Consider the following 2,640-nt stretch of genomic DNA (forward strand, 5'->3'; position numbering starts at 1 on the left):
CGTCTGGCTTCCTTTTTTCTGGAGACGCTGCGGCAGTCCATCGCCACTCTAGCTGCGGCTAACTATCTTCAAGTTGCTCCAACAGAACAAAGGCAAATTACTAATACAGGGACAAAATTGTTTAGCAGCAGATTCATCCTGAAACTGCTAAAGGGACTAATTTATACAGGTATCTTAAGTTCGTTGTTTTCCTTAACTAAAACTACCCCAGGTGCTTGGATGGCTATCTTATTAAGTTTTTTACTTATAGGATTAGAAATTGTACTTCAACTCGAATCAAACAACCAGCAAAATAATTCTATATCTGAAGGAGTATTGGAATTACCTCAACCGATTCTTAGGGTTGATAGCAAAGTATTTCTAAATCATCTTGGTGATGCTCTCAACACTATCGACCTAGCAGTGGCTAGATTAGAAGAATCAAATAAACACGAAGGCGATTTAGCAATAGAAGAACTGCCAGAGTTATTGAATTTTCTCCAAAGACTGATGGGCGCATCCAAACTTGATAAACCCCAAATGGCTTATGAACTGGCGAAACTTCTGCCACAGATTTTAATGTCTCAGGGAATTAACGCTCAAATTTACCGATCGAATAGCGATCGCGAATATTTTGACTTTGAGCCAAGTATCGACCCCGACACCAAAGAACACGTGACTCTAACGCCGGCTTTGTTGAAAGGCGATCGCTTGATTAGACGCGGTAGGGTAATTGAACCAGCATATTCCTCTGCTAGAGAATAATAGACAATAAGGGTATGGAAATTTTAGAAACAATCGGTTTTGATTTGGGACACGGTGAAACGGCTGTTGCGAAAGCGATCGTGGAAAGCATTGAACCTCCCCAGATGTTGGAGATTAATAACAAGAAGAACCAAATTACAGCTCTTGGTTGGCATCCCAAACTCGGTTATCTTGTCGGCGAACAAGCATTAATTCAAGCTGGTGTTACTCAACTGACAATCTCTTTCAAGCAAAAACCCAACAACGATCCCAAATATCGAGAAACTATTAGCACTTTTGTGGCAACCTACTACCGCCTTTTGAAAGAAAGCAAACAACTTGCAGGTGGGGAAAGTAGCTATTTTTACATTGGTTGCCCTTCAGGATGGACAATTAGCGATCGCACCGAATACCAAAAGCTACTTCAAGAAGCTGGCATTCCCCAACTCAATGTTGTACCCGAATCGCGGGCTGCTTTCATGCAAGCTAAGGAAGCCGGGAAGTTGGAGTATGACAAACTTCTGGCATCGGTGCTAATTGTCGATATTGGTTCTTCAACCACAGATTTTACTCTAGTTAAAAGTTTAGAAGAAATCCCGATAGATTTCGGAAGTAATACTTTAGGTGCATCCCTAATTGACAAAGCTATTTTTGCCCGGACTCTCGCCAACCACGAACAAAAAGCATTACTCGAAAAAGTATTTAAGGAATATCCCCATCACCAAGCTCGTTGTGAACTTGCTTGTCGCAAAGCTAAAGAAGATTACTTTTCAAATGAACAGCTATACAGCGATCCTGAATCCTTTGCGCGTGGCTTCGAGTCAATCAACGAACAGATTTATTTTATTCCCCAAGTGAATAAATTGATGATGGAGGAAATTTTAAATCAACCCTTACCAGAACTGGAAAATCATAGTTGGATTAAATCATTTCGCAACTCTTTAAAGGAGGCGAAAGAAAAGCTGGAAAAACTTGGAATTGTGCCGAAACTTGTGCTGATGACTGGCGGTGCATCTCGGATGAAGTTCACGCACATTCTTTGTCAGGAAATGTTTCCCGAACCAGAAACCCTGCTTCGCCCCGATCCAGAACCGGAACGGTGCATTGCACTGGGATTAGCACGAGTAGGACGATGGGATCTGCGTGCTGCTGCTTTTAAGCAAGAAGTCAACCAACTATTTACCTCGAACCAGCTCAAAGGTTTGATTGAAAGGCATATCCCGGAGTTAATCGAATCACTAACTAAGCCTTTGGCGGATGGGTTGATTGTCAACGCAGTTAAACCTGGTTTAAAAGATTGGCAAAAAAACAAAATACGGACTTTAGCCGATTTGGAAACAGCTTTGATCGGTCGGGCAGAACAGTGGCTCAAAAGCGAGCGCGCCGTGCAGATAATTAATCATCAATGCGCTTCTTGGTTTAGCAATAAAATCCAACCCGATTTAGCAGCACAAACTGATCCAATCTGTCGAAAGTTTCAGATACCTAGAAGCAGCTTAAGATTCGAGGATAGTATTGATCCAACTTTTGTTAACCCAGAATTACAAATTGGAGATGCTATTCTGGCTGAGACAGTAGCATTTATCGTCAATGTAGTAATTGGTGGAGGCGCTGTGGCTAGCATCATCACTCTTATCCTAACTGGGCATTTAACCTGGCCGATTGCACTAGTCTATGGGGCTTCGTTAATGGCAGCAGGAATGGAGCTAAATCGTAAGAGTGTTCAAGAAGTAATTAAGACAAATGTAGATGTCCCTAGTTGGATGCGTTCTAATTTTTTGAGCGACAAAAAAATTGAGGATATGTGTCAGCAAATAAAGCCTGAATTAGAGAAAGTTTTGCAAGAACAACTGACAGCAAATCAAGAGGCTTTTGATAAACTGATTGTCAAAGTTGAGCAAGGACTTCAAAACAGCC

Annotated in this window: 2 protein-coding genes; both read left to right on the forward strand. The window is 41.6% G+C overall.

Annotated features, from left to right (window positions below; genetic code table 11):
- A partial coding sequence (locus tag IQ229_RS23395) for a hypothetical protein (protein WP_194047865.1) occupies positions 1-744 on the forward strand: 744 nt, incomplete at its 5' end.
- Positions 745-758: 14 nt separating this feature from the next.
- Positions 759-2,640, forward strand: a 1,882-nt coding sequence (locus IQ229_RS23400) for an Hsp70 family protein (RefSeq protein WP_194047867.1), incomplete at its 3' end; no start/stop codon positions are given.

Origin of the sequence: Nostoc cf. edaphicum LEGE 07299 (genome assembly GCF_015207245.1) — a bacterium.
In the GTDB taxonomy this organism is placed as follows: Bacteria; Cyanobacteriota; Cyanobacteriia; order Cyanobacteriales; family Nostocaceae; genus Nostoc; species Nostoc edaphicum_B.